This is a genomic window from Novosphingobium sp., assembly GCF_041915465.1.
In the GTDB taxonomy this organism is placed as follows: domain Bacteria; phylum Pseudomonadota; class Alphaproteobacteria; order Sphingomonadales; family Sphingomonadaceae; genus Novosphingobium.
Window position 1 is genome coordinate 1 of the sequence record NZ_JAYSBK010000058.1, and the last position, 19,089, is coordinate 19,089.

General features: G+C 66.4%; 14 protein-coding genes, 1 pseudogene and 1 riboswitch. Of the genes and pseudogenes, 10 read left to right on the top strand and 5 right to left on the bottom strand.

Annotated features, from left to right (window positions below; genetic code table 11):
• Positions 1-261: 261 nt before the first annotated feature.
• Positions 262-3,156, bottom strand: a complete 2,895-nt coding sequence (gene uvrA, locus ACE3SN_RS10875; protein ID WP_374529912.1) for an excinuclease ABC subunit UvrA — start codon at positions 3,154-3,156, stop codon at positions 262-264.
• A gap of 226 nt (positions 3,157-3,382) precedes the next feature.
• Here uvrA and ACE3SN_RS10880 point away from each other — a divergent pair, with 226 nt between their 5' ends.
• The 5 genes from ACE3SN_RS10880 (at position 3,383) to ACE3SN_RS10900 (ending at position 10,922) form a co-directional block, all read left to right on the top strand.
• Positions 3,383-4,306: a hypothetical protein gene (locus ACE3SN_RS10880; RefSeq protein WP_374529913.1), complete on the top strand. Its 924-nt coding sequence runs from the start codon at positions 3,383-3,385 to the stop codon at positions 4,304-4,306.
• 111 nt (positions 4,307-4,417) lie between these two features.
• Entirely contained in the window at positions 4,418-6,022 is a 1,605-nt protein-coding gene (locus ACE3SN_RS10885; RefSeq protein ID WP_374529914.1) for a hypothetical protein, read from the top strand.
• Positions 6,023-6,104: 82 nt separating this feature from the next.
• Positions 6,105-6,458 carry a hypothetical protein gene (locus ACE3SN_RS10890; RefSeq protein ID WP_374529915.1) on the top strand — a complete coding sequence of 118 codons (354 nt, stop codon included), beginning with the start codon at positions 6,105-6,107 and terminating at the stop codon, positions 6,456-6,458.
• A gap of 175 nt (positions 6,459-6,633) precedes the next feature.
• The gene (locus ACE3SN_RS10895; protein WP_374529916.1) at positions 6,634-8,673 is read left to right on the top strand and encodes a M13 family metallopeptidase; all 2,040 of its coding nucleotides are present in this window, start codon (positions 6,634-6,636) and stop codon (positions 8,671-8,673) included.
• A gap of 77 nt (positions 8,674-8,750) precedes the next feature.
• Positions 8,751-10,922, top strand: a complete 2,172-nt coding sequence (locus tag ACE3SN_RS10900) for a M3 family metallopeptidase (protein ID WP_374529917.1) — start codon at positions 8,751-8,753, stop codon at positions 10,920-10,922.
• Position 10,923: 1 nt separating this feature from the next.
• On the opposite strand, the gene ACE3SN_RS10905 is transcribed toward ACE3SN_RS10900, so the two are convergent.
• From ACE3SN_RS10905 to ACE3SN_RS10920, 4 genes are read right to left on the bottom strand one after another with little or no spacing between them, the layout of a single operon-like run.
• Positions 10,924-11,649: an ABC transporter ATP-binding protein gene (locus ACE3SN_RS10905; protein ID WP_374529918.1), complete on the bottom strand. Its 726-nt coding sequence runs from the start codon at positions 11,647-11,649 to the stop codon at positions 10,924-10,926.
• A complete protein-coding gene (locus ACE3SN_RS10910) occupies positions 11,646-12,605 on the bottom strand; it encodes a FecCD family ABC transporter permease (protein WP_374529920.1) in 960 nt (319 codons plus the stop codon). The genes ACE3SN_RS10905 and ACE3SN_RS10910 overlap by 4 nt, the downstream gene beginning before the upstream one ends.
• Positions 12,602-13,429 (bottom strand): ABC transporter substrate-binding protein, encoded by an 828-nt coding sequence (locus ACE3SN_RS10915; RefSeq protein ID WP_374529922.1) that lies wholly within the window; start codon positions 13,427-13,429, stop codon positions 12,602-12,604. The genes ACE3SN_RS10910 and ACE3SN_RS10915 overlap by 4 nt, the downstream gene beginning before the upstream one ends.
• Positions 13,423-15,318 (bottom strand): TonB-dependent receptor plug domain-containing protein, encoded by a 1,896-nt coding sequence (locus ACE3SN_RS10920; protein WP_374529924.1) that lies wholly within the window; start codon positions 15,316-15,318, stop codon positions 13,423-13,425. Before ACE3SN_RS10920 ends, ACE3SN_RS10915 begins: the two co-directional genes overlap by 7 nt.
• Positions 15,319-15,464: 146 nt before the next feature.
• Positions 15,465-15,652, bottom strand: a riboswitch (cobalamin riboswitch).
• Between the two features lie 166 nt (positions 15,653-15,818).
• Here ACE3SN_RS10920 and ACE3SN_RS10925 point away from each other — a divergent pair.
• From ACE3SN_RS10925 to ACE3SN_RS10945, 5 genes and pseudogenes are all read left to right on the top strand, one after another.
• The gene (locus ACE3SN_RS10925) at positions 15,819-16,976 is read left to right on the top strand and encodes a cell wall hydrolase (protein ID WP_374529926.1); all 1,158 of its coding nucleotides are present in this window, start codon (positions 15,819-15,821) and stop codon (positions 16,974-16,976) included.
• A gap of 86 nt (positions 16,977-17,062) precedes the next feature.
• Positions 17,063-17,413, top strand: coding sequence for a hypothetical protein (locus ACE3SN_RS10930; protein WP_374529928.1), 351 nt, complete (start codon positions 17,063-17,065; stop codon positions 17,411-17,413).
• Positions 17,414-17,701: 288 nt separating this feature from the next.
• Positions 17,702-18,679, top strand: a complete 978-nt coding sequence (gene mdh, locus ACE3SN_RS10935; protein ID WP_374529930.1) for a malate dehydrogenase — start codon at positions 17,702-17,704, stop codon at positions 18,677-18,679.
• Entirely contained in the window at positions 18,679-18,936 is a 258-nt protein-coding gene (locus ACE3SN_RS10940; protein WP_374529932.1) for a hypothetical protein, read from the top strand. Before mdh ends, ACE3SN_RS10940 begins: the two co-directional genes overlap by 1 nt.
• Positions 18,933-19,089 (top strand): annotated as a pseudogene (locus ACE3SN_RS10945) (succinate--CoA ligase subunit alpha); the annotation flags it as partial. The gene ACE3SN_RS10940 and the pseudogene ACE3SN_RS10945, both read left to right, overlap by 4 nt.

Genomic DNA, 19,089 nt, shown 5'->3' on the forward strand with positions numbered 1-19,089 from the left:
ACAGCGTCACGCACGCCCGTGCCCGAAAGCATACCGTCGATGAGAAGGTCGGTCGTCATTAGGGTAAGCTAGCCGGTCGTTCGAGCTGACCGCAACAGCTCATCTCGATTTATGAGTTTGCGGCCTAGCCCTCCGTAGTGACACTTCTAAACTCTAAGCCTTCACCCCAAAAACGGCACCAAATACCGCCCCGCAAAGCTCCGCTCGACCTGCACCATCTGGTCCGCCCCAGGATCAAGTCCGGGGCAGGCTCGGTCCCGGTCATTTGCCCAGGAGCGGCTTCAGGTATTTGCCCGTGAAGCTCTTCTCCACGCGGACCACCTCCTCCGGCGTCCCCTCCGCCACAATCTCCCCGCCGCGCACGCCGCCCTCTGGTCCGAGGTCGATGATCCAGTCGGCGGTCTTGATCACATCCAGGTTGTGTTCGATCACCACCACCGAATTGCCCTGGTCGACCAGCCGGTGCAGCACTTCGAGCAGCTTGCGCACGTCCTCGAAGTGGAGGCCGGTGGTCGGCTCGTCGAGGATGTAGAGCGTCTGGCCGGTTGAGCGGCGGCTGAGTTCCTTGGCGAGCTTCACGCGCTGCGCCTCGCCGCCCGACAGGGTCGTCGCCTGCTGGCCGACCTTGACATAGCCGAGGCCGACTTCGTTCAGCATATGCATCTTGTCGCGGATCGGGGGGACGGCCTTGAAGAACTCTTCCGCGTCCTCGATCGTCATGTCGAGCACGTCGGCAATCGAGTGGCCCTTGAACTTTACCTCCAGCGTTTCGCGGTTGTAGCGCTTGCCGCCGCATTCCTCGCAGGTGACGTAGACGTCGGGGAGGAAGTGCATTTCGATCTTGATCAGGCCGTCGCCCTGGCAGGCCTCGCACCGCCCGCCCTTGACGTTGAAGCTGAACCGCCCGGCCTTGTACCCGCGCGCGGCGCTTTCGGGCAGGCCCGCAAACCAGTCGCGGATCTGGGTGAAGGCGCCGGTATAGGTGGCCGGGTTGGAGCGCGGGGTGCGGCCGATGGGCGACTGGTCGATCTCGATCACCTTGTCGCACATTTCGAGGCCGGTGATCCGGTCATGCGCGCCCGCGATCACCCGCGCGCCGTTGAGCGCGCGCGCCGCGCCCGCGTGGAGCGTGTCGAGCGTGAGGCTGGACTTGCCGCTACCCGACACCCCGGTGACGCAGCAGAAGGTGCCAAGCGGGAACTTCGCCGTCACCCCGGTAAGGTTATTGGCCCGCGCGTTGTGGACGGTGATGAAGTGGCCGTTGCCCTTGCGGCGGGTGGCCGGCACCTCGATCTTGCGCACGCCGGACAGGTATTGCCCGGTCAGGCTGGTCTTGGACTTCAGGATATCCTTCAGCGTGCCCTGGGCCACGATCTCGCCCCCGTGGACGCCCGCGCCGGGGCCAAGATCGACGATATGGTCGGCGGTGCGGATCGCGTCCTCGTCGTGTTCGACCACGATCACGGTGTTGCCCAGATCGCGCAGGCGCTTCAGCGTTTCGAGCAGCATGTCGTTGTCGCGCTGGTGGAGGCCGATGGAGGGCTCATCGAGCACATAGAGCACGCCCGACAGGCCCGAGCCGATCTGGCTGGCGAGGCGGATGCGCTGGCTTTCCCCGCCCGAGAGCGTGCCGCTGGTCCGATCGAGATTGAGGTAATCGAGCCCGACGTTGTTGAGGAAGCCCAGCCGCTCGTTGATTTCCTTGAGGATGGCCTTGGCGATCTGCTGCTGCTGGCTGGTCAGCTGGTCATTCAGCGCGCCGAACCACGCCACCGCCGCATCGACCGACAGGCGGGTGATGCTCGAAATGTCGGCGCCCGCCACCTTCACCGCCAGCGCTTCGGGCTTGAGGCGCTTGCCCTCGCAGGTTTCGCAGGGCTGCGCGGTCTGGAACTTGCCCAGTTCCTCGCGCATCCAGGCGCTTTCGGTTTGCAGCATCCGGCGGTTGAGGTTGCCGATCACGCCCTCGAACGCCTTCTTGACGGTGTAGCTCTTCTTGCCGTCCATGAAGGTCAGCGCGACGGGCTTGCCCCCGGTGCCGTAGAGGATGATGAGCTGCACCTCGCCCGGCAGGTCCTGCCACGGCGTCTCGAGGCTGAAGCCGAATTCGGCCGCCAGGCTGGCCAGCACCTGCATATAATAGGGCGACGGCGGGTTCGACTTGGCCCAAGGCACAATCGCCCCCTGCTTGAGGCTGAGCGCCTCGTTCGGCACGACCAGCTGCGGATCGAACAGCAGCTTTTCGCCAAGGCCATCGCAGGCCGGGCAGGCCCCCTGCGGCGCGTTGAACGAGAACAGGCGCGGTTCGATGCTTTCGATGGTGAAGCCGGAGACCGGGCAGGCGAACTTTTCGGAAAAGACGATGCGGTTGGGCGGTAGCCCTGCGCCCTTCATCGCCCCGCCCGATTCCTCGTCCTCGCGCCCCGGCACGACGCCGTCGGCCAGATCGACATAGGCCAGCCCCTCGGCCAGTTTCAGCGCCTGCTCGAAACTGTCGGCAAGGCGCGTTTCAATGCCTTCGCGCACGGCGATGCGGTCCACCACGACCTCGATGTCGTGCTTGTACTTCTTGTCGAGCGCGGGGGCGTCCTCGATGGCGTAGAGTTCGCCGTCGATCCGCACGCGGGTGTAGCCCGCCTTCTGCCACTCGGCCAGTTCCTTGCGGTATTCGCCCTTGCGGCCACGCACCACGGGGGCGAGCAGGTAGGCGCGTGTGCCTTCGGGCAGAGCCATCACCCGGTCGACCATCTGGCTGACCGTCTGCGCCGCGATCGGCAGGCCCGTGGCGGGCGAATAAGGCACCCCGGTGCGCGCCCACAGCAGGCGCATGTAGTCGTAGATCTCCGTAACAGTCGCCACGGTCGAGCGCGGGTTGCGGCTGGTGGTCTTCTGCTCGATCGAGATCGCCGGGCTGAGGCCGTCGATATGCTCGACATCGGGCTTCTGCATCATTTCGAGGAACTGGCGGGCATAGGCCGACAGGCTCTCGACATAGCGGCGCTGGCCTTCGGCATAGATCGTGTCGAAGGCGAGGCTCGACTTGCCCGAACCCGACAGGCCAGTGATGACGATCAGGCTGTCGCGCGGCAGCTCGACATCAAAGCCCTTGAGGTTGTGCTCGCGCGCACCGCGCACGACGATCTTGGAGAGCGACATGGCTTTGGCTGTTCCAGATTTGTTCGATTCTGGCAAGGGCCGCGCCCCGCGCTTCCCCAAGGGACAGGACCGCTGTGCCGGTGGCCGCGCCGCTGGCTATCGACAAGCCGCGCCGGGCATCGCATGATCCGTGCGCCGGGCAAGGTGGCCGGCACAGGCCCGCCAATCCGCAACAGGGAATCCCATGCGCTTGAAATCGTTGATGCGTTTGCTTGCTCCAGTCGTTGTGTCCGCCATGCTCTTTCCGGCCGCGCCGGCGCTGGCCCAGGTCGAACCGACCGCCGACAATGCGCTGACCTGTGCGCTGATCTATGGCTACATCGGCGACCGCGGACCGGCCTATCAGCAACTGGTGACCACGGCGGCACGGCTTGGTCAGCGCAGCGAGAGCGACGTGCGCGCCGACCTGACCGCGCGCGAGCCGCGCCTCGACGCCGCCGTATCCGACGGGCGGATCGAACTTGCGAGCTTCGACTCGCTGGTGAGCAACGCCTGTCCCAAGACCTTTGGCGTGGCCGCGGCAACGCGCGGCGGCGCGGCGGCGGCGCGCACGCCGGTCGCGGTCGTCACGGGGCCCGATCCGGTACAATGCGCGGGCATCTATCGCTGGCTCGACGCCAAGTACCCGCCCAACGCCTGGGGTTCGACCTGGGCGGGCGACGAAATGGTCCGCCGCGCGGCCAGCGCCGCCGGAATGAGCTATGCCGACATGGACCGCCGGGTCGGCTCCTACAGCCCCGGCACGACTTCGGTCAGTGCCCAGCTTGATCTTGCGGTGCAGTGCCAGACCGCCTTCGACACCCCGGTCCCACCCGGCGCGGTGCTGGCGGCGGCGCAGAATGGCGACCGCCCCGGCATCGCGCGCGGGCGCAATCATTACTGCACGGCGCTGAGCAACGACTACGACAAGAATTTCCCCGACATTTCCGGCATCGAGTGGGCCATCGCCAACAACCCCCAGAGCGCGGGCGACCGCGTGCTCAAGGTCATGGATACGCTCAAATGGTATCTCGATGCCATGGGCAACGCCGATTGCCCCGCCGAATTCGTCGAACCGCGCGTCAACGCATTCGGCGAATTTACCAATCGCGCGACCAATGCGGTCAATCAAGCGAAGCAACGGCTTGAGCGCGAAGGCCCGTGGTGGTGAGTTCCCGCCGGTCGTTTGCTCGATCTGTTCATTTACGAGCCATTTTTTCCATGCAATGAACCTATTGGGCGCGCAGAACATGCTGTTCGGGGGATTCGCATGACTGTGTCGATGCGTAAGATTACTTTGTCTCGCCGCCGGGCGTTGCTGGCGGCACTGCCGCTCGCGGCGCTGGTTCCGCTGGTTTCGCCGCTCGATGCGGACGGACGGCTTGAAATCGCGCTGGGCGAGCGCGTCGTTTCCGTGCCTGTCCCCGCGACACTGGCACGCAGCCTTGCCGGCATGGGCACCGCCGAGGCCGCGACCAAGAAAAAGACCGCCAAGAAAAAGGCCAGGAAGCCGGCCACGACCAAAACTGTCTGCACGGTGAAAAAGGTCAAAGGCAAGAAGGTAAAGTCCTGCAAGACCCAGCCAATCGCGCCCCCGGCCCCGCCGGCCCCGCCGGTCCAGACGGTTGCGGTGACGACGCTGCAAGGCAATCAGGCGCCGCCGCCGCTGGTGCAGCAAGCACCGCCGCCGCCACCCGCACCGCCCCCGGCACCGGTCTATCGTGAACCGCCGCCGCCGGTGCAGGCGTTCTTCTGGATCGACCTGGCCGACAGCTTTGCCGACGCGATCGGCAATTCCCCACCCGACTTCACTTTCGAATACGACGGGATCGACAGTTGGGCCTGGGTCAGCCGCGCCGGCGAAATGCTGATCGTCGAGCCCGGACGCGACGGGATCATCCAGTATTACTTCGCCGTCCACGAAACCGCGCCCTACCTGGTGCGCGATTCCTATTACAGCTACGCCTTCGACGGATACCGGCTGGTCCAGGTCTATGACAACAACGGCCGACTGTGGACCGCGGACCTTTCCGGCCGCCAGCGTTACGACAGCCAAGCATACCAGAACCGCGGCCGCGCGCTCTATGCGGCATCGCTGCGCCAGCGCCGCTGGGATGGCGAGGCGGCCTATGGCTGGGGCAATTACATGAATTCCTACAGCTACAGCTATGGCTGGGGAACGAGCTGGAACGGCGGCTGGCGCGACGAATGGCGCCAGCGCCCGGACTGGAGCAATTTCGAATACGAGCAGCGCTACAACCATCCGCCGCGCAATCTTGACCAGGAGCGCCGCAATCGCGGCGATGCCCGCTGGCGCTATGACGACTGGCAGCGCAGCGGACAGCGCGGCGCACCGCCGCCAACCGGCAATCCGATCGTCCAGCCGCCCGCGCCGCCGCCTCCGCCACCGCCGCCGCCCAGGCCGAAACCACCAGCCCCGCCGCCTCCTCCGCCGCCGCCTCCTCCGCCGCCGCCGCCCGCACCAGCGCCTGTGCCGCCGCCAACGCAGTGGCAGCCTCCGGCGCAATGGCAGCCGCCTGCGCCTCCGCCCCCTGCGCCTCCATCTCCGCCGCCGCCACCCCCGCCACCGGTGCGCTATCAGCCGCCGCCCCAGGAGGAACCGCCGGCCTGGACAAATCCGCGCTATCAGCCGCCGGTGCCCCCGGTTCAGCCGGAGCCGCAGCAACCTGTTTATGCGCCGCCCCCGCCGCCGCCGCCACCGCCTCCGGTGCAGTGGCAGCCCCCGGCACCGCCTGCGCCTCCGCCTCCACCAGAGCCTGTGGCGGAACAACCGGCCCCGCCCAAGCGGGTCAATCCGCGCGTCAGGATGCCGGATCAGGATTCCGAACCGATGACCAACCGCGAGGCCGATCCCGACCGGCCTTGAGACGGAATGACGCCAAAGGGGTTTCATGGTCACGGCGACGGGGCTATGAAACCCCCAGGGCGGGTCGTGGAGGTAATGGATTATGCTGAAGATCAACGCACCCAAGCAGTCGGCCCTTGGCGGGGCACTGGCACTGGCGATCGCCGTTGCCGCTCCCGCGCTGGCCGCCACGCAGCAGGCGGAAACGCCCGAAGAAGCGCGCGCCAGGCTGAACGCCGAACAGGCCGCCGCAGCCAAGGCCCAGCTAGAGCAGAACGCGGCCAGCCAGGCCGCCTATGAAGCGGCGGTCAAGGCCCGCGAAGCGGAAGTCGCCCGGATCGAGGCCGAGACTGCGCGGCAAAAGGCCGAATACGACGCGTCGATGAAGAAGTGGGAAGCCGACGTTGCCGCCTGCAACGCGGGCGATTTCTCGCGCTGCGCGCAGCCCAAGCAATAATTGCACTTTGCGTGGCCGGCCGAAGCAACGGTTGGCCGCGTCACTCTACGAACGGCCATTCGCGCTCTGCGAACGGCATTGACCCTGCGCGGCGCGCGCGCGAGGAAAGGCCATCCTTGCGCGGGCCCCGCTTTCGGGGCGTCTTGCGCATCCGGTCTTCGGGAGTCGTAACACCATGAAATCTCGCTTGTTCATTTCCGCCGCCGCGCTCGCGGTCCTGGCCGCGCCGCTGGTCACCGCTCAGCTCGTCGCCGCCGACGGCCCGGCCGCTGAAGCCGCTGCGGGCAAGCCCGCGATCGGCGCCTGGGGTGTCGACCTCGCCGGGGGTGACAGCTCGGTCACGCCGGGCAACGATTTCCTGCGCTACACTTCGGGCAAGTGGATGGACGCCACCGGGATTCCGGCCGACCGTCCCTCGATCGGCGCGTTCGATGACCTGCGCGAGCGCACCTCGGGCCAGCTCAAGGATCTCATCCTCAACGCCCCCGCCGGCAGCAAGTATGGCGCGTTCTATGCCAGCTTCATGGATGAAAAGCGGATCGAACAGATCGGCCTCGCCCCGCTGAAGCGTGACCTGGCAGCCGTCAACGCGATCAGCACCAAGTCGCAGTTCGCCCGCTTCATGGGCGGGACCAACGGCAAGTTCGGCAGTTCGGTGGTCAGCTTCGGCGTCTATGCCGACACCGCGAACCCGGAACTCAACGTGCTGTGGATGGGCCAGGACGGGATCGGCCTGCCCGAGCGCGAATACTACTTCTCGCCCCAGTTCGAAAAGCAGCGCAACGCCTACCGCGCCTATATCGTGCGCACCATGAAGGCGATCGGCAACCCCGATCCCGAAAAGGCCGCCGACACGATCATGGGTTTTGAAACCGAGATCGCCTACAAGAGCTGGAAGATCGACGACCGCCGCGACATCGACAAGCTCAACAACCCGATGAGCACGGCCGAGCTGATCGCCTATGCACCGGGGATGGACTGGAACGCCTACTTTGCGGGCGCCGGGATTCCCGCCCAGAAGCGCATCATCGTGAACGAGAACACCGCGATCAAGGCGATCGCGAAGTTCTTTGGCGAAACGCCGCTCGCCACGCTCAAGCTGTGGCAGCAGTTCCACATCGCCGACCAGGCCTCGCCCTATCTGACCAAGGCGATGGTCGACAGCCGCTTTGAATATACCAAGACCCTCAATGGCGTGACCGAAAACCGTCCGCGCTGGAAGCGCGGCGTCGACCTGGTCGATGGCTCGCTGGGCGAACTGGTCGGTCAGGACTATGTCGCGCGCTATTTCCCGGCCTCGTCCAAGGCCAAGATGGAAGCGCTGGTCGCCAACCTGAAGACCGCGATGGCCGGCCGCATCCGCAACAACGACTGGATGAGCGAGGCGACCAAGCAGGCCGCGCTCGAAAAGCTGAGCCGCATGGAAGTGATGGTCGGCTATCCGGACAAGTTCCGCAATTACGACGCGCTCAAGATCAGCGCGACCGACCTTTACGGCAACGTCGTGCGCGCAGGGCAGTTCAACGCGGCCTACAACCTCAGCTTCCTCGGCAAGCCGGTCGACAAGAAGCTGTGGGGCATGAACCCGCAGACGGTGAACGCCTATAACGGCTTCCTCGAAAACAAGATCGTGTTCCCGGCCGGGATCCTCCAGCCGCCGTTCTTCGATCCCAATGCCGACGATGCCGTGAACTATGGCGCGATCGGTGCGGTCATCGGCCACGAAATCAGCCACGGCTTTGACGATCAGGGCCGCAAGGTCGATGCCAGCGGCAAGGTGCGCGACTGGTGGACGCCCGAAGATGCCGCCCGCTTCGTGAAGGAATCCGAAGTGTTCGGCGCACAGTATGCCAAGTTCGAAGCCGCCCCCGGCGCCTTCGTTAACCCGACGCTGACGATGGGCGAAAACATCGCCGACTTCGCCGGGATCTCGGTGGCGCTGGATGCCTATCACGCCTCGCTCGGCGGGCGCGAGGCGCCGGTGCTCGACGGTTACACCGGCGATCAGCGCGTGTTCCTCGGCTGGGCGCAGGTCTGGCGCAGCAAGGCCCGCGAAGATGCGCTGCGCCGCCAGGTGGCCACCAACGAGCACAGCCCGGCGATGTTCCGCCTCTATGGCCCGCTGCGCAACGTGCCGCAGTGGTATCAGGCGTTCGGCGTGAAGCAGGGCGACGCGCTCTACCTTGCGCCCGAACAGCGCGCCAAGATCTGGTAAGCCGGATCCGTCCGCAAGCATTCAGGGGGCGGCGGCCACGCTGCCCCCAACCCCTTTCTCCGACAGGATATTCACCGATGCGCACCCTCCCCCTCGTTTCCGTTTCGCTGCTGGCGCTGGCCGCCTGCGCGCCCAAGGAAGTGGCCGCCCCGGCCCCGGTGGCGCAGGCCGCCCCCACCGCCGCGCCCTATGCCCCCGTGATCCCCAAGGGCACCGGCATCTTCGCCGAACCTTCGACGCTGCCGTTCCAGGCGCCCGACTTCAGCAAGATCAAGGACAGCGACTTTGAACCCGCGATCGAGCAGGGCATCGCGATCCAGCTGGCCGAAGTCGATGCGATTGCCGGCAACCCCGCCGCGCCGACCTTTGAAAACACCATCGAGGCGCTCGAAAAGTCGGGCCAGATGCTGACCCGCGTGCTCAACGTGTTCGGCGCGCTGACCAGCGCCAATACCAACGACACGCTGGACGGCGTCGACAGCCGCACCGCGCCCAAGCTTGCGGGGATGCGCGATTCGATCCTGCTCAACGACAAGCTGTTTGGCCGCGTGAAGTGGCTCTATGACAACCGCGCCAGCCTGAACCTCGCGCCCGACCAGCTCCAGGTCCTGACCATTACTTACGAACAGATGGTCAAGAACGGCGCGATGCTTTCGGCTGCCGACAAGGAAACGCTCAAGGGTATCAACGGCCGCCTTTCGACCCTGTCGACCGACTTCGGCCAGTACCTGACCAAGGGCACCAAGGACGGCGCGCTGGTGTTCCCCGACAAGGCATGGCTGGCCGGGCTGTCCGCCGCCGATGTGGCCGCCGCCGAGCGCGGCGCGGCCGATCGCGGCCTGCCCAAGGGCAGCTACGTTATCCCGCTGCAGAACACCACTCAGCAGCCGCTGCTCGCGACGATGTCGAACCGCAAGGCCCGCCAGGCCCTGTTCGAGAAGAGCTGGATGCGCTCGGAACGCGGCGATGCCAACGATACCCGCGGCCTGATCCAGGAAATCGCGATGCTGCGCGCACAGAAGGCGCAGCTGCTTGGCTTCCCGAACTATGCCGCCTTTGCGCTGAGCAACCAGATGGCGCAGACCCCGGCCAAGGCGATCGGCTTCCTCGAACAGCTCGTCCCTTCGCTCGCCGCCGCGCAGCAGCGCGAGGCTGCCGAACTCAACAAGTTCATCAAGGCCGATGGCGGCAAGTTCACCGTCACCCCGGCCGACTGGGACTACTATTCGGAAAAGCTGCGCAAGCAGAAGTACGACCTCGACCAGAACCAGATCAAGCCCTATCTTGAGATCACCAACGTGCTGGAAAACGGCGTTTTCTTTGCCGCCAACCAGCTTTACGGGCTGACCTTCAAGAAGCGCACCGATATCCCGACCTATCACCCCGACGTGACGGTCTATGAAGTGTTCGACGCCGACGGCAGCGAACTGGCGCTGTTCTATTTCGACCCGTGGAAGCGCGACAACAAGTCGGGCGGCGCGTGGATGTCGAACTTCGTCGACCAGACCACGCTGCTCGGCACCAAGCCGGTGGTCTACAACGTCGAGAACTTCACCAAGCCCGCCCCCGGCCAGCCCGCGCTGATCACCTGGGACGATGCCAACACCATGTTCCATGAATTCGGCCACGCGCTGCACGGGATGCTGTCTAACCAGCGCTATCCCAGCATCGCGGGCACCAACACCGCGCGCGATTTCGTGGAATTCCCCAGCCAGTTCAACGAGAACTGGATGACCGAGCCGCGCGTGCTGGCGAACTTCGCCAAGCACTACAAGACCGGCGCACCGATGCCGGCGGCGCTGGTCGCCAAGATCGAAAAGGCCAGGCACTTCAACCAGGGCTATGCGCTGGGCGAAGTCGTCACCGCGGCCCTGCTCGACCTCAAGTGGCACACGCTGGGCGCGGACGCGGGCAAGCAGGACGTGGACGCATTCGAAAACGCCGCGCTGGGTTCGACCGGGCTCGACATCGCGCATGTGCCGACCCGCTATCGCACCAGCTACTTCCGCCACATCTGGGCCAATGGTTATGCGGCGGGCTATTATGCCTATAGCTGGACCGAAATGCTCGATCACGACGCCTACCAGTGGTTCGTGGAGAACGGCGGCATGACCCGTGCCAACGGCCAGCGCTTCCGCGACATGGTCCTCTCGAAGGGCCACTCGCTCGACTATGCGGACATGTACCGCGCCTTTGCGGGCCGCGATCCCAGCATCGAGCCGATGCTCAAGGCACGCGGGCTGAAGTAAGTCAGACCACCAGCGCACGCTGCCCCGGTTCGCCGAGCCAGCGTGCGCTGACCCCCCAGACCTTGGCAATGGTAGCCTCGTCCAGCGCCACTTCCGGGCGGCCATCGCGGACCAGCCTGCCGCCATCCAGCACGATCACGCGGTCGGCATGGTTCATCGCGTGGGCCAGATCGTGCAGCACCAGCACCACGCCCAGCCCCTGCCCCGCCAAGGCGCGCAGGCTGGCCAGCAGGGCCAGTTGATGCGCCAGGTCGAGATTGGCGAGCGGTTCGTCCGCCAGCAGCCAGCGCGGTGTTCCCGCCAGCACGCGGGCGACCAGCGCCCGGGCACGCTCACCGCCCGACAGCTGCGAGACGGGGCGATTGCGCAGCGCTTTCAGTTCCATCGCCGCAAGCGCATCGGCGACATGGCGCGCGTCTTGCACCGCTCCGCTTTGCCAAGGCAGGCGGCCAAGCCCGACCAGCGTTTCGACCGAGACATCCCAGGCCACTTCGGCGCTTTGCGGCAGGTAGCCGATCGCCCGCGCCCGCTCGCGCGGCGGCATTGCGGACAGCGCCGCGCCGCCAAGCGCCACGCCTTCCCCGGCCAATCCCGCCAGGCAGGTCAGCAGGCTCGACTTGCCCGCCCCGTTCGGACCGCAGATCGCGGTGACTTCGCCCGGATGAAATTCCAGCGTCAGGTTGTCCAACCGCCCGGCAAGGCTCAGCTGCGATACAGACAGCGTCATGCGAGGCTCCTCCTGAGGCGCAGCAGCAGCACCAGGAAGAACGGCGCGCCGACCAGCGACAGCGCGATCCCCAGCCGCAGCTCGCTTTGCAGCGGCAGCACCCGGCACAGGCAATCCGCCACCAGCAGTAGCAATGCGCCGGCCAGCGCGCTCGGCACGATCAGCGAGGACGGGCGGCGGTCGGTAAACGGGCGCATGAGGTGCGGCACCATCAGCCCGACGAAACCGATAATCCCCGCCACGGCGACGCCTGCTCCCACGGTCAGCCCCACGCCGATGATCATCAGCCCCTGCAACCGGCGCGGCGAAACACCCAGCGAGCGCGCTGCCGCTTCGCCCAGCGTCAGGGCATCGAGGCTGCGCCCCGCAAGCATCAGCGCGCCAATCCCGGCCAGCGTCAGCGGTGCCGACACCCACACGTCCTGCCACGAACGGTCGGTCAGCGCGCCCATCAGCCAGGTGACGATTTCGGACATGGCAAAGGGCGTGGGCGACAGGCTGATCGCCAGGCTCATCAGCGCCCCCGCAAGGCTGGCGATCATCATGCCCGCCAAGGTAAACAGGGTCACCGAACCGCCGCTGCCCGCGATCAGCCCAAGCAGCGCCATCGCCCCGCTCGCACCCAGCAGCGCGAAGAGCGGCAGGGCAAACGGCTGCGCTGCATAACCCGTCCAGAAGCTCAGCACCGCGCCCAGCGCCGCACCGGGGGCAATCCCGAACAGGCCCGGATCGGCCAGCGGATTGCGCAGGTAGCCCTGCATTGCCGCCCCCGCCGCGCCCAGCCCCGCGCCAAGCACCAGCGCCAGCGCGGCACGCGGAGCGCGCAGTTCCATCAGAATGGACATGGCATTGGGCACCTGGGGACCCAACGGGTCGATCCACACGCGGCCTGCCAGCAGTGAAAGCGGCACGGCGAACGCCAGTGCGGCGATCAGGATGAGGACGGGGCGCGTCACAGGCTGCGCCTCACGTCGCCCGGCCGCGTGGCCGCGCGCACGATTGTCGGCCCGCCGCACCACAGCAGCGCGGGGCTGAGCGGCTCGCGCCGGGTGTCCGTCAAGTGCGCCAAGGCCGGATGGCGCAGCAGGCGATCTTCTTCCGAAAACCGGCTACCCGCGGTGAAAATCACGCGCGGCGGGGCGATCAGCATCAGTTCCAGCGGCAATACGTCGGCCTGCTTCATCCCCCGCGCGGCGGCGGCATTAGTGAAGCCGGTGCGCGCCAGCAGGTCGGAAATCAGCGTGTCGCTGCCCGGCACGATCCCGCCCGATTGCCACACAATCGCGGGAACCGGCGGCCCGGCGGGGGCGCGGTTGGCGGCCAGCACGGCCTCGATCTCCGCCACCAGCGCCTCGCCGCGTTCGGGATGCCCGGCCAGCGCGGCGAGGCGGCGCACCTGCGCCTCGCTTTCGCCCACGGTCGGCGCGATGCCGAACTGTTCAAGCCGAAAGCCCATGCCGCCCAGCGCCGTTACCGTGGCCGGGGCCATGAATGTGCCGCCGACCACCAGATCGGGGCGCAGCGCCGCCACTTCCTCGACCGTTCCCGCCACGGCCGGGAACTGGCGGGCCTTCGCCACCTCCATCGAACTCGACGCCGGGTCGCTGCTGTATGCCGATAGCGCCAGGATCTGCTGCGGATCGGCCACTTCGGCCAGGATCGCATCGGTGCAGGGATTGAGGCTGACGATGGTCGGAAACTCGCGCCCCACCTCGCGCGCCGGGGCCTGCGTGCAGGCCGCCAGCGCGATTGCGAGGCAAGGCGCGAGCCGTTTTACCACTTCACGCGCACACCGGCATAGGCGCTGCGGCCATAAGTGCCGTAGCCCGCCACCGTCTGGTAACGCACGTCGGCCACGTTCTCGACGCGGCCATAGAGCTCGAAATGCTCACCCACCGGCACCGCGGCGCGCAGCGTGACCAGCGCGTAGCCATCGAGCGGCACCGTGTTCCAGGCATCGTCATAGCTATCGCCCACCATGCGCAGGTCAGCACCCAGCGCAAGGCCGGCCAGCGGCGTTTCCCAGTCCGCCGAAACGGTCAGCGCGTGGCGCGGGCGGCGGGCCAGATCCTTGCCGGTCGCGCGGTTGGTCGACTTGACATAGGTATAGGCGGCATGGACGGCGAAATGCGGCGTAACCCGCGCATCGCCCTCGATTTCCAGCCCCTGCGCGCGGGTGCGGCCGACGTTGAAATAGCCGCTGGGGTAGAGGTAGTCGATCAGGTTGCGGGCATCGCGCTGGAACGCGGTAACGCCAAAATGCAGCGCGCTGTTGCGGTCGCCCAGTTCGATCCCGCCGTCGAAGCTGCGGCTGGTTTCCGCCTGAAGGCCCGCGTTCCCGCCGTAGCCATAGAGCTGGTAAAGCGTCGGCGCCTTGAAGCCCTCGCCATAGCTGGCGCGTAGCCTCCAGCCCCCGCCGATTTCGACCGCGCCATTGGCCCCGAAGGTCCAGTGGCTGCCGAAGCGGTCGTGATCGTCGAAGCGCGCGCCCGCCGCCAGCGAGAGGGAACCGTCGCCGCTGATATAACCCAATTGCAGGTGACCGCTGCTGAGCCGCGCGGTCTGGCGCGGATCGTAGCTGGTCGAAAAGCGGGTCCATTCGCTGTCAGCCCCGAAATCGAGCGTGAAGTCCGACGGCAGCATAAGCCGCCCGCCCAGATCGGCGCGGACGGAGCGGCCATCGGTCTCATAGTTCGGCGCGCTGCCATAGGTCGGGTCGTAATAGGCGCGCCTGGTGCTCGACAGCGCGACGCCGCCGCGCAGCAGCAGGTCATCACCCGAATGTTCGAACCCGGCGCGGCCCGATGCCTGCCGGGTGGTCTGGTACTCGGGCGTATCGGCAAAGACGTAGAGCGGATAAGGATAGCCGTCGAACTCGATCCGGCTGTCGGCATAGCGCCCCACCGCGACCAGCGACCAGTCGTTCGCGAGCGCAATCCGCCCGCGCCCTCCGACATGCCACTGGCGGAAGCCATCGGGCTCGGTCCCCAGCGCATAGGCCGAGATGCCCCTGCTTTCGGTATAGCCGCCGCCCAGCGTCAGGGCGTGACTTTCATTCGCGATGCCGGCCTGTGCCTCGCCGCTCCAGGTCTCGTTGGCGCCATATTCCGCGCTGGCCGAAACGCCGTTCATTTCCGCCGTGGTGACCGCCAGCACGCCCGAGACCGCGCTCGACCCCCAGACCACGCTGTTCGATCCGCGCAGCAGTTCGACCCGGCCGACCCCGCCGCTCAGCAGCGTGCCAAGATCGAACCCGCCCGAGGGCGCGGCCTGGTCTTCCACGCGCACGCCGTCGATGGTGACGAGCAATTGTTCCGAATTGCCACCGCGCACGAACAGGCTGGTCTGGCTGCCAAGGCCCCCGCTGCGGGTCCAGGTAACGCCGGGCAGGCGTTCGAGCACGCGGGTCAGGTCCGGCCCCTGCACGCGCGCCAGTTCGCCGGCGCCGATCACGCTGACCGACTGGCCGGTCTGCGCGATCATATCGCCCCAGCCGCTGGCGGTGACAACAATCTGCTCAGCCGGAACCCGGTTCGCTACGGAATAGATGTGTTCGACAGCAACGGCCGCTACCGGCTCGGACATGACCTTCAACTTGTCCGTCTGCGGCGGCGCAGGACAATCGAACAGGACGACATCGTCACGCGGCGGCGGGCAGGTCGCCGCCATAGCCGGAGCGACCGAAAAAAACGAACAACCAATATAAAACAGATACTTCACGCGATTACCTCACAACATGAACGAATGCCGTTCATGGCGAGAGGCCCCGCGCGAATTAGCGGGTCCACGCTGCATTCCGGTACACCCCGCCCGGCTGCGGAACGACCGTCACCGGCAGGTCTCCTGGCTCCCGGATCGTTGCTTTGCGCCCGCCTTCCCGGTGTTGAACCAGTGGCGTATGGGCGCATCGCTCCCCGGTCACAGTTGCGGGGGCAGCGGGGGAATTGAACCCCCTTCCCTCTTAGGTCCGCCGAAGCGGACAACCCATGACGTGGGACGGCGCATAGCTCCGATGCGCCGCAGGGGCAAGCGGGGCAGGCAATTGGGCCATTTCTTAACCGCTTAACCTTATCGCGCGTTGTGTCCCGCATCGGCACGGAGCGATCTGCGTTGCTGCGGGACGGTCGCAACCAGACTACGCGCGAAGGCGCGTAACCAAGACGGAACCGATGAACCCTGTTCACCCCCCATTATTTCCAGAGCTGGCCCACGAGGCCAGGCCGCGCGATTTCGCCGCGCGGCTGCCGCGCAAGGGCGTGCGCACGGTGGGGATGCGGGGCGCACGGCGTCACCTGGGCCGCCGCGCGCTGGTGCTGCTGGCGGCGGTCGCGGTCCCGGCGCTGGCCGCACCAGGCGAATGGGGCGGCTTCGACATCGGCAATGCCGGCGCGGCGCAGGTCACGGTCGAGCCGATGCCGTTCGAACGCACGGGCGACAGCTTCCCCGGCTCGGCGTTCTATTACCTCGCCCCCGAAACGGCGACGCCCACGGCCAGTGGCGGGATATCCTATGGCGATCTGGTGGCGAATGGCGCGATTGCCCGCGCGTTCCGCATCGACAACTCCGGCGTCGACCGCACCCGCGCAGTGCAGTGCCTGACAGCCGCGATCTATTACGAAGCTGCGAGCGAGCCCGACCAGGGCCAGCGCGCCGTGGCGCAGGTCGTGCTCAACCGCGTTGCCCATCCCGCCTTTCCAAACACGGTCTGCGGTGTGGTCTACCAGGGATCGGAGCGCACCACCGGGTGCCAGTTCAGCTTCACCTGCGACGGATCGCTGGCCCGCGTCCCCAACCGCTTCTTCTGGAACCGCGCGCAGAACGTCGCGATTGCGGCGCTGTCGGGCTTCGTCGAGCCTTCGGTCGGCCTCGCCACGCATTATCACACCATCGCGGTTCATCCCGCCTGGGACGCGCAGATGAACCAGATCACCACGATCGGCGCACACCAGTTCTTCAGCTGGCGCGGCCCGGCCGGTGCGGCGTCCGCCTTCCACTTTGCCTATCGCGGCGGCGAGCCGGTGGCCGCGCCCAATCCGCGCAGCGCGGCGGCCAGCACGGCACCCGATCCTTCGCTCGATCCGCTGGCCCTGCAGCGCGCCTATGAGGCCGGCCTGCCGCCGGCAAGCGGACAGTCGGCGGCGGCGACGCCCGGTGACGCCGCCCCGCGTCCCCACGGCGCGGCCGCCGCTCCGGCTCCGGTCTATTCCAGCGAAGTCCAGAACCGCGGCGGCGATGCGCTGTACCGCGGCGACAAGCTGCCAGACGGGCAAAACGTCAGGCCGGAATACCGCAATTCGGGCCAATGGATCGCCCAGCCGGGCAACTGAACGCACGGATTTCCGCCCCTCTGGCGTGGTTAAAAGCATGAAAACCATACAGTCGAACCAAGCCTTAGCCGCGCGCGGCTAAAGCCTTGGCCATGCCGATCCACTTTGCCGCCGCCCGCCCCGTCGTCTCCGCCTTCCTCGGCGTAGCGAGCCGGAACAACCTTGCGCGCGAGGCCGCGAACGATAATTGCGACGGTCGGCCCAGCACCGGCCGGCCCAGCACCGGGCGACGCGGCGCGGTTACTTCCGACCGGATGCTGCGCGATGCGATCAAGCACTTTGCCACCCACGGCCTCGGCGCTGCCGAACAGGCCCGGCGCGAAGCCGAACGCGGCTATCACGCGGGCGAGGTTCAGACCTATCGCTACTGGCTCGAGATCTGCGGCAAGTTCGACCGCCGGATGGCCGCGGCGCTGGTGCGCAAGTTCGGGGCATAGTCCCTGCGGTCCGGGCGCGGACCTGCTCTTACCTTACGTCATTGCGGCCGGCTTGCTCGTGCAGGCGCGGAGAAAGGTTGCTTTTGCCCGCTTTCTGAACGCTTGTTGCTATTGCGAACTGTTATCACAAATAAGTTGCCCTGATAGGCCTTTCCTGCCTTGCAATCCCCAATCCACCGGCCTAGGGCCACCCCCGTTCACCGGGACGTCCGCACTCCAGCGGGATGGAATGGACTGCCCAGATTGCCAGACGTGATCCCGCATTTCAGGGAAGGACATCGTCGCATCATGGCCAATACCACTTCGCGCAAGAAGATTGCCCTTATCGGCGCCGGCATGATCGGTGGCACGCTTGCTCACCTCGCCGCGAAGAAGGAACTGGGCGACATCGTCCTGTTCGACATCGCCGAAGGCATCCCCCAGGGCAAGGCGCTTGACCTGGCGCAGTGCGGCCCGGTCGAAGGCTTCGACGCCAAGCTGACCGGCACCAACGATTATGCCGACATCGCGGGCGCGGACGTGATCATCGTCACCGCCGGCGTGCCCCGCAAGCCCGGCATGAGCCGCGATGACCTGCTCGGCATCAACCTCGGCGTGATGAAGTCCGTCGGCGAAGGCATCAAGCAGCACGCCCCGAATGCCTTCGTGATCTGCATCACCAACCCGCTCGACGCGATGGTCTGGGCGCTGCGCGAATTCTCGGGCCTTCCGGCCAACAAGGTCGTCGGCATGGCCGGCGTGCTCGATTCGGCCCGCTTCGCCACCTTCCTCGCCTGGGAATTCGGCGTTTCGGTCAAGGACGTGAACGCCTTCGTGCTTGGCGGCCACGGCGACACCATGGTCCCCGTCACCAGCTACACCACCGTTTCGGGCATTCCGGTCGACGACCTCGTCAAGATGGGCAAGTCGAGCAAGGAAGCGATCGACGCGATCGTGGCGCGCACCCGTTCGGGCGGCGGCGAAATCGTCGGCCTGCTCAAGACCGGTTCGGCCTATTATGCCCCCGCCACCAGCGCGATTGCCATGGCCGAAGCCTACCTCGGCGACCAGAAGCGCATCCTGCCCTGCGCAGTCTATGTTGACGGCAAGTACGGCCTCGACGGTCTCTATGTCGGCGTGCCGACCGTGATCGGCGCGAACGGCGCGGAAGAAGTCATCGAAATCGCGCTCGACGCGGAAGCCAAGGCCAACTTCGACGTCTCGGTCGATGCGGTCAAGGAACTGCTGGTTGCCTGCAAGGCGATTGACCCCAGCCTGGCTAGCTAATGGAAACAATCTTGTTTCTTGCGGCAGTTGCGGTTGCGGGCACCTTGCCCGCGCTGACCATAATTTGCCGCAGGAAACGACTCACGTTTTTTGCTTACCTTGTATGGCTTGGGTTCGTGGGGTGGTTCTTGATCTTGAAGCATCCCAACCCGTTCGGCTTAGGCTTTTTGCTGATATTCTTGATCGGCTGGCTGGCTGCCTTCGGCTTTACATTCCTTCCGGTTCAAAACGAACGCTTTTGGGGACAAAATAAATGAGCATCCTCGTCAACAAAAACACGAAAGTCATCACCCAGGGGATGACCGGCGCCACCGGCAGCTTCCACACCCAGGCGGCGCTGGATTACGGCACGCAGATGGTTGCGGGCGTGACCCCCGGCAAGGGCGGCACCACCCACATCGGCCTGCCGC